At 63.5% G+C, this 8,141-nt stretch carries 8 protein-coding genes; 7 read left to right on the top strand and 1 reads right to left on the bottom strand.

The window, feature by feature from the left end:
* Nucleotides 1-113: sugar phosphate nucleotidyltransferase (locus tag ACFCU0_RS03270; protein WP_434972234.1), on the bottom strand; the 113-nt coding region annotated here is incomplete at its 3' end.
* A 382-nt stretch (nucleotides 114-495) separates the two neighbouring features.
* Between ACFCU0_RS03270 and hisD the strand changes: the two genes are divergently transcribed.
* The 7 genes from hisD (at nucleotide 496) to ACFCU0_RS03235 (ending at nucleotide 7,986) form a co-directional block, all read left to right on the top strand.
* Nucleotides 496-1,848: a histidinol dehydrogenase gene (gene hisD, locus ACFCU0_RS03265; protein ID WP_434972233.1), complete on the top strand. Its 1,353-nt coding sequence runs from the start codon at nucleotides 496-498 to the stop codon at nucleotides 1,846-1,848.
* A 96-nt stretch (nucleotides 1,849-1,944) separates the two neighbouring features.
* Nucleotides 1,945-3,060, top strand: a complete 1,116-nt coding sequence (gene hisC, locus ACFCU0_RS03260) for a histidinol-phosphate transaminase (protein ID WP_434972232.1) — start codon at nucleotides 1,945-1,947, stop codon at nucleotides 3,058-3,060.
* A 266-nt stretch (nucleotides 3,061-3,326) separates the two neighbouring features.
* Nucleotides 3,327-3,926 carry a bifunctional nuclease domain-containing protein gene (locus ACFCU0_RS03255; RefSeq protein ID WP_434972231.1) on the top strand — a complete coding sequence of 200 codons (600 nt, stop codon included), beginning with the start codon at nucleotides 3,327-3,329 and terminating at the stop codon, nucleotides 3,924-3,926.
* A gap of 271 nt (nucleotides 3,927-4,197) precedes the next feature.
* Nucleotides 4,198-5,865, top strand: coding sequence for a bacillithiol biosynthesis cysteine-adding enzyme BshC (bshC, locus tag ACFCU0_RS03250; protein ID WP_434972230.1), 1,668 nt, complete (start codon nucleotides 4,198-4,200; stop codon nucleotides 5,863-5,865).
* A 38-nt stretch (nucleotides 5,866-5,903) separates the two neighbouring features.
* Entirely contained in the window at nucleotides 5,904-6,605 is a 702-nt protein-coding gene (locus tag ACFCU0_RS03245; protein ID WP_434972229.1) for an HD domain-containing protein, read from the top strand.
* Between the two features lie 72 nt (nucleotides 6,606-6,677).
* On the top strand, nucleotides 6,678-7,409 hold the full coding sequence (locus ACFCU0_RS03240; protein ID WP_434972228.1) for an SDR family oxidoreductase: 732 nt from the start codon (nucleotides 6,678-6,680) through the stop codon (nucleotides 7,407-7,409).
* Nucleotides 7,410-7,575: 166 nt separating this feature from the next.
* Complete coding sequence (locus ACFCU0_RS03235) at nucleotides 7,576-7,986, top strand: VOC family protein (RefSeq protein WP_434972227.1); 411 nt, start codon at nucleotides 7,576-7,578, stop codon at nucleotides 7,984-7,986.
* The last annotated feature ends 155 nt before the right edge of the window (nucleotides 7,987-8,141 follow it).

The following is an 8,141-nucleotide window of genomic DNA, read 5'->3' as shown; positions in this document are numbered from 1 at the left end:
TGAATCAGCGTCGCGTCGCCGAAAACATTCAGAAACTGTTTCGGCATCTCCTGGCGGCTGCGAGGCCAGAACCTGCTGCCGATTCCCCCGGCCATGATGACGGCGTAGTGCATACGATGCGGTGTATCGATGGGTGTTCGAGCGATTCGTCAACAGGAACGTACGGTGCGGCACGGAGAGTTGCAGATTGTTCAGCGATTGTTTGCCGGGGATGAACAGAGGCCGTGCACGTTCCGGATGATCGATCGGCGCCGCGTTCATACGCTGCTGCACCCGGCACATTGTCACCATTCCCGTACGAATCCGGCCGGACGGTCAGATCTGAAACCCCGGTGCCGCTGAGGGAATACGTTTGTGCGCCTCGGGAGCGACGCGTTTCCCCGGACGTGTCCGGCTCCGGAAGCGGTCGCGGTGAGCCATCGCCTCTCCGTCCGGTCCGGCGTCGACCTCCCCGCAGGATTCCTGTGCCGACGACCGAAACGAGACCTGGATTTTATGATTCCCATCATTTCCCCGTCCGATCGAGCACGCCTGGACGCCATTCTCAGCCGGGATGCGACGTTTAGCGATGAGGTGGATCAGGCCGTCGCATCCATCCTGTTGGAGGTGCGAAAGCGCGGCGATGAGGCGGTGCGGGTGTTGTCGGAGCGCTTCGACGGCGTGCGCCCCGCCCCAATCAAGGTACCGGCCGACGAACTGGAGGCGGCCTCGGATGCTCTGGATCCGGATCTTCGGCAGATCCTGAAAGACGCCGAGGAGAACATTCGTCGGTTCCATGCGCGACAGGTGCAGAATTCGTGGTTCACCGACGACGGCGACGGCGTCCTCCTCGGGCAGCGCGTCGTGCCGATGGATCGCGTCGGCCTGTACGTGCCGGGTGGAACGGCCTTTTACCCGTCCAGCCTTCTCATGAATGCGATTCCCGCGCAGGAGGCCGGTGTCGAAGAGATCCATCTCGTGTCTCCGCCCAAGGACGGCGGGCGCCCCCATCCGCTGGTGCTCGCGACGGCGCATCTCCTCGGTCTCGAACACGTTTACGGGGTTGGCGGCGCGCAGGGTGTCGGCGCACTCGCGTACGGGACCGAGAGCGTGGCCGCGGTCGACAAGATCGTGGGTCCGGGGAACGCCTACGTTGCGGCGGCCAAGAAACAGGTGTTCGGACGGGTGGACATCGATAGCGTTGCCGGACCGAGCGAAATTGGCATTCTCGCCGATGCCTCGGCCGATCCAGAGTACGTTGCCGCTGACCTTCTGTCTCAGGCCGAGCACGACGAGCGCGCCTCCGCGATCCTCGTGACGCCGCATCGCCCGCTCGCCGAGGCCGTCCAGGTTCACGTGGAGAGCATGGTGCCGGACCTCCCACGGGCCGATACGATTCGAACGGCCCTCGCGTCATACGGGGCATGCATCGTTACTGCCGACATGGACGAGGCTATTGGTGTGATGAATGAACTGGCGGTTGAGCATCTCGAGATTTTGACCGAGGATGACTGGAGCACGATGACGCGCATCCGGCATGCGGGTGCTATCTTTCTTGGTCCCTACTCGTCCGAGCCGGTCGGCGACTACTTCGCCGGACCGAACCACGTGCTTCCCACGGGCGGGACAGCCCGTTACGCATCGGCGTTGAGCGTGGACGACTTCATCCGAAAACAGTCCATCATCTCGTACACGAAAGACCGCCTCGCGGATACGGGCGCGTCCATTGCCAGGCTCGCGGATGCGGAAAACCTGCAGGCCCATGCCGAGGCCATTCGCGTTCGTCTTCGCCGATTTGCGCAGGAAACGGCGTCCGGCAACCGGTCGGCGACAGCGAGCCCGCATTCCGCTGAGGAGAAAAACGAATGATCCCGCCGCGTTTTTTCCCGTGAAGCTGTATACTGCAAACTCCGCGTTCGGCGCGGTCGATCGCCTCTTTCGTTTTTCCAACTGACACGACGACTAATGCCTTCCACGCCTGCGCTCTCCTCCATTGATGACGTCCTGACGCTCATTCGGCCATCCGTACGGGACGAGCACGCGTACGTGGTGGGCGCACCAAGCGAGTGCGAGGTCAAGCTGAATCAGAATGAAAGCCCGTACGACCTGCCGGCGGAGCTGAAGCAGGAGCTTGCCGAGGCGTTTACGCACATCGACGCGAACCGGTATCCGAACGAGCAGCCCAACGAGCTGCGCGACGCACTGGCCGAACGCGACGGGGTCGATCCGGAGGGCATTATCGTCGGCAACGGCTCCAACGAGCTGACGTATACGTTCGGCACCGCGTTTCTGGATCCCGGAACACCCGTCGTCATGCCGCGACCGATGTTCTCCCTCTATGAGAAGGTGGCGCGCATCTGCAACGCGGATCTGACGCCGGTCCCGCCGCGCGATGATCTTTCGTTTGATGCGGATGCCATCAAGCGCGCCGTCGTCGACACCGGCGCCGTGATGACCGTCCTGACCACGCCCAACAACCCCACCGGGCTGGCGATGACGATGGACGAGATCGAACAGATCGTCCGGGCGGCAGAAGGGATCGTTGTTGTGGATGAAGCCTACGTCGAGTTCAATCCCGCCGGATCGGCGGCGGATCTGCTGGAGACGTACCCCAACGTCGTCATTCTTCGCACGCTGTCGAAGGGGATGGGGCTCGCCGGCGTTCGCCTCGGCTACATGATTGCGCGGCCGGAGCTCGCGCATGAAATCATGAAGTCGCGCCTCCCCTTCATGGTGGATCGTTTCTCCGAGAAAATCGCGCTGGCCCTGATCCAGCACGACGATCTACTTTCCGAGCGGGTGGCCGCCCTGAAGCAGGCCACGCAGTCGCTCATCGCCGCGCTGGAGGAGATGCCGGGCGTCGAGGTGGTCCCCTCGGAGGCCAACTTCTGCATCTTCCGGACCGAACGGGATGCGGATGCGCTTCAGGCGGATCTGGCAGCGTCCGGCGTGCTTGTTCGCAACATGGGCGGGTACCCTGAACTCCCCGGGTATCTGCGCGTGAGTGCGGGCACCGAAGCGGAGAACAAGGCGTTTCTGACCGCGTTGGAACGGTCGCTTGCACGTGTCGACACCGCCTGACAGAGGCGCTGCGCACCGTTTACGGCGATCGGAGTCACCCCTTCCGCCGTCCGCGCCCGGACCGAAGCGGCATCCCGTGGCGTCCTTCACGGAATGATTGCATCTGACAGGGCATGATCCCGCCCACGGGCGCAGCCACTATCCCGCCTCGGGGCGCAGACCGCGCAGCATGCCACGACTCCCCACGACCACTTTACGGGTGAGCGGCCGAGTATGGCTCGGTCGGGCTCACAGTTTTCGAATATACTACGGTTGCAGACATCGCGATGGATTTTACTCGGGTTGACATCATTGGCCTTTCCACGAGTCCGTCGAGCGGCGGCGCCTATGCGCTCGTTCTCGGCGAGGTGGAGGGCAATCGCCGCCTGCCGATCATCATCGGTGCCTTCGAGGCGCAGGCGATTGCCCTGGAGCTGGAGAAGATCCAGCCGCCGCGGCCGATGACGCACGACCTGCTGCGGGACGCGTTCGAGTCCCTTGACATCGACGTCGACGAAGTTGTCATCGACGAGCTCCGAGAAGGGACATTCTTCGCAAAAATCCGCTACACGGTCGACGGCGACCAGCGGCAGCTCGACTCCCGCCCGTCCGATGCCGTCGCCCTCGCCGTCCGCGTCGACGCGCCGATCTACGTCGCGCCCATGGTGCTCGACGAAGCCGGCATCGTGGCCGACGACGATGAAACCGGCGTTTCGTCACTCACGGAAGGGGAAACCTCCGGGGCAGAAGAAGAGATTTCCGGCGGTACGCGCCTCGAACGCATGCAGAAGCAGTTGGAAAAAGCCGTCGAGGAGGAGGATTACGAAAAGGCGGCCGAACTGCGAGACGAAATCGAGAAGCTGCAGCAAGAGCAGAACAAGAATTAGCCGGATCGACGATGGCGGCAGCACCGAAGCCTCGGGATCTCATCCCCGGGGCTTTTGCATTGGCCCCGATAGAGTGCAGCCGCTCGAGCCGCGTACCCGAGCCGCGCACCCGAGCCGCGCATCATTGACGCCACGCCCGCCATTGATAGGACTGTTGCACTGTTGTCGGCGCAAATCGGGGTCGTCGGCGTAGGGTTTGTACCTTTCGGCATTAGCGCCTCGCCAGTTGGGGCCTGTTGTTCGCCATTTTCTTGCATTTATCCGATCACGCATGCCCACGCGTACCCTTCCGACCGTCCGCCGCGTCTCCCTCGCCGACCTTCATGCGTTCCCGGACCTGTTCGTCGATGTAGCGAATCGCCGGGACGCAGCGCTCCGCTTCTACGACGGTGACTGGAAGGATATCGACGTGCGCCGGAACAAGGCGGAGGCCGCTGCCGCGCAGCCGGCGGACCGGGACGTGCTTGCCGATGCACTGATGGAGCACAATGCGTTGTGGTCGAACGAGGGTGCTGTGCCGGAGGATGTACGGGCCAACATCGACGCGCTCCGGGACGCATCCTCCGTCGCCGTTGTGACCGGGCAGCAGGTCGGGTTTCTGTCTGGGCCGCTCTACACGATCTACAAGACGATCACGACACTGCAACTGGCGGACGAAATCGCAGACGACACCGGCCGGCCCGTCGTCCCGGTGTTCTGGGTGGAAGGGGAAGACCACGACGTCGACGAGATTGCCCATGCATCGGTCTTTCACCGTAACGACGTAGTGGATCTCGAGTATCCCACCGACGCGGAGGAAGCAGGCAGCACCGTGAACGTGGGGCCTGTGGGTCGCCTCACCCTCGATGAGCGCATCGATGATCTGCTCAACCGGCTCGACGACGTGCTTCCTCCGTCGGATTTCAAACCTGACGTGATGGCCTCGCTGCGGGACGTATACCGCCGCGGCACCCGGATCGAAGATGCGTTTGCCCGTCTCATCCGCCATCTGTTCGAGGGCACGGGGCTCGTTCTGATGAACCCGGACGACGCCCGGCTGAAGCGGCTCGTCACACCGCTCTTCCGACAGGATCTGACGGACGGAGCCGAGGCCGTCCAGGCCGTTCAAACCGCCGGCACGAACCTGGAGGAGGCGGGCTATCACGCCCAGGTGCATGCCTCACCGACGAATCTCTTCTTGTTAGATGAGGACGGCCGGCTCCCGATCGACGTTGACGAGGACGGTGGCTTTCGTTTGCGGGGAACGGCGCGTCGCTTTACCTGTGACGAGCTTCTCGAGCGCCTGGAGTCGGAGCCGGAGGCCTTCAGCCCGAACGTGGTTCTGCGACCGCTGATGCAGGACGCGCTGGTACCCACGGTGGCCTACGTGGCCGGTCCAGGCGAGGTGTCCTACTTCGCGCAGTACCGCGACGTCTACGACTGGGCCGGCATGACTATGCCGCTCATCCATCCGCGCGCGAGCGTGAGCCTTGTCGAAAGTAAGGTCCGGTCGGTGATGGACGACTTCGACCTGTCGGTCGCAGATCTGACCGGCGACATGGAGCAGCTCTTCCAGCAGGTCGTCGTTCAGCACATGGAGGTCGACATTGACGCCGTCTTCGGTGAGGCGCTGGCTCAGATCCACGGCGCCATCAATGACCTCAAGCCATCCGTCGACGAGGTGGACCGCACGCTCGTCAAATCGGCTGAAGCTGCCCGTGCGGCGATCGCGCAGGAAATCAATGAATTGAAGCAGCGCGTTGTCCGCGCGGAAAAGCGCCAGCACGACGAGCTTCGCGCGAAGCTGGAAAAGGCCCGTGTGAACCTGGTGCCCGGGGGACTTCAGGAGCGCCGGATCAACGTGCATTACTTCCTCAACAAATACAGTCTGGACCTGCTCGGCGATCTCCGTCAGGTCCTGTCGACCGATACGTCGGCCCATCAGGTCGTCGAGCTTTGACCCCTCTCCGCCCGCTCGTTTGACTTTCGCTGGTACCCATGAGCAACGATATGCCTGAAGCCGTGGGCGTTCAGCCCGGCCTCGACCCGTTCTCGCCTCTGATTGAGCTCGCGATCGAGCTTGCATCTGAATGGCACCAGGGGCAGCACCGCAAGGGGCGCTGGCGCCCGCCGACGTTCGAGTACGAGGCGGACGAGGCGAGTGTACGTGTCCCGGTGATGGCGCATTTGACTTCGGTTGCCTCGATCGTGCAGCGGTGCGGATGGCAGGATCCGGTCGTAGCCGCCGCCTACCTCCACGATATTCTCGAAGACAAGAATCGGGAGGGGCGATACTATGATGTCGAGACGCTCCGTGAGGCCGTCGGGGAAAAGGTGACGGGGTACGTGCAGACGCTGACCGAGACGAAGCGCTATCCCGACGGTTCGTACCTCCCGTGGGACATGCGGAAGAAAGAGTACATCCAGCAAATCCGTGATGGGTCGCCGGGAGCTGCAGGAATCAGTCTCGCGGACAAGCTGCACAACCTCTGGACCATGAACCAGAGCCTGGACCTGGGCATCAATATTTTTGCCGACGCGGAAGGCCGGAAAGGGCTCAGCGCCGGACCGGAGCAGCAGCACTGGTTCTATCGGTCGGTGCTGGAGGCCACCCGCGAGCATGAGGATCCGCGCCTACCACCGATGCGCCGCCGCCTCGACTACGAGCTCGATCGGTTCGTCGAGTTCACCGAACGATAGGGTGAGGCGGCGCCGGTCGGCCGCACGTGTCGTTCCATCGCACCGTCCTTCTCAACACGAATCAGCCAGCGTATGTCCGATCCCACTGAAGGCATCATTCTGGTTACCGGGTCGAATCGAGGGCTGGGGCTGGAGATGGTCCGCCAGCTGGCCCCCGCGGCCCGCGCCGTCATCGCTACGTGCCGCCGACCGGCGGAGGCCGACGAGCTGAACGCGCTCGCGAACGCGCACCCGGAGACGATACAGGTCGAAAAGCTGGAGGTGACGGACACCGACCAGATCGACCGCCTTCGTAGTGTCGTGGAGGAGCAGCACGGGGCACTCGATCTGCTTCTGAACAACGCGGGTATCAACGGAGGCGGCACGGCCGATATGTTCGACACGGTGGACATGGAGACGCTGGTGCAGACCTTTCGTGTCAACGCCGCGGCTCCGCACCTATTGACCCGTTCCTTCGCCCCGATCCTCCGGTCGGGGGCGTCGAACGGATTGAGCGTTGTCGTCAACATCACCTCCCAGCTCGGCTCGATCGCCAACACGCAGGGGCGCGGGACGTGGCAGAGCTACAAAGCGAGCAAGGCGGCGCTGAACATGCTGACGCGCCTCGAAGCGCACGAACTGCGATCCGACAGCGTCGTGGTCGTCGCCATGCACCCCGGCTGGGTCCAGACCGACATGGGCGGGTCGAACGCTCACCTGACTCCCGAAGCCTCCGTCGCCGGCATTCTGGATGTGGTTCAATCCCTGACCCCGCAGGACGCCGGCCGCTTCCTCACCCACGCCGGCGGCGAGCTGCCGTGGTAACGGGGGTTTCGGGTATGAAGGGCGAAAGTGTCGACGCATCTGGTTGGACGCTGTTTCAGCCTATCCGAGTACGCACACCCACCCAGCGTCTTCCCACACGGTCGGTCTGATCCCGCGCAAGCCACGACCCACGACCCCACGACCCACGACCAACAACCGACGAGCTATGTCCGGCCCTGACGGCGTTCTGGAAACGTGTCTGTACGCCCGTGATCTCGCTGCAGTCATTCCTTTTTACCGGGATGTGCTGGAGTTGGACCCGGTCTCGAGGACGGAAGGGCGGCACGTGTTCTTTCGCTGTGGCGAGCAGATGGTGCTCATCTTCCATCCCGACGCTACGGCTGACCCGGACGGAACGCTGCCGCCGCACGGCGCGGAGGGGCCGGGGCATGTGGCGTTTCGGGTCGCTCACGACGAGATCGAGTCGTGGCTGGATCGCTTCCGAGAGCACGACGTCGCTGTGGAGAAGGACATGACATGGAGCGATGAGGGCCGGTCGCTCTACGTCCGGGATCCGGCCGGCAATAGCGTTGAGGTCGCGACGCCGGGCATCTGGTCGTTGGACGAACACGCGTAACCGAGTTCGCGGCGCGCGTCCTACCGGGGAAGAGAACGTTCCGTGGGTTCGAGCGCGTCAAACGCGTCGTGAGGCGCCGGGCTGTAGGCGTCGACGACGAAACGCCACGTACCACCTGGACCCTGTCTCAGAACCGTCGAGAACTTCCCCGTCGA

The sequence above is a fragment of the Longibacter sp. genome (assembly GCF_051155795.1).
Classification (GTDB): Bacteria; Bacteroidota; Rhodothermia; order Rhodothermales; family Salinibacteraceae; genus Longibacter.
The sequence above is the reverse complement of the archived record's forward strand: the minus strand, read 5'-3'. Positions and strand labels throughout refer to the sequence as shown.